1 protein-coding gene is annotated in these 464 nt (G+C 71.1%); it reads left to right on the plus strand.

The genetic code is table 11. The annotated features are described in order from the left end of the window. Positions 1-464: enolase C-terminal domain-like protein (locus JWG39_RS17490; RefSeq protein WP_275889035.1), on the plus strand; the 464-nt coding region annotated here is incomplete at both ends.

Genomic DNA, 464 nt, shown 5'->3' on the forward strand with positions numbered 1-464 from the left:
CACGAGCGCCGCGATCTCGATCGAATTGCCCTGGCCCGCACCGTGATCGGGCCCGACACCGAACTGTATGTGGACGCCAACGGCGGCTACCGGCGCAAGCAGGCGATCCGGATGGCCCACGCCATGGCCGGGCACGACGTCACCTGGTTCGAGGAGCCGGTCTCCTCCGACGACCTGGCCGGGCTGCGGGAGGTGCGCGACCAGGTGAGCGCCGACGTCACCGCCGGCGAGTACGGGTACGACCTGGCCTACTTTCACCGGATGCTCGCCGCCGACGCGGTCGACTGCCTGCAGATCGACGTCACCCGGTGCGGCGGCATCACCGACTGGCTGCGGGCGGCGGCCGTGGCGGCCGCCCACAACGTCGACGTCTCCGGTCACTGCGCGCCCAACCTGCACGCCCACGTCGCCACCGCCGTCGCCAACCTGCGGCACCTGGAGTACTTCCACGACCACCACCGCAT

Origin of the sequence: Desulforhopalus vacuolatus, assembly GCF_016918505.1 — a bacterium.
Taxonomy (GTDB): domain Bacteria; phylum Desulfobacterota; class Desulfobulbia; order Desulfobulbales; family Desulfocapsaceae; genus Desulforhopalus; species Desulforhopalus vacuolatus.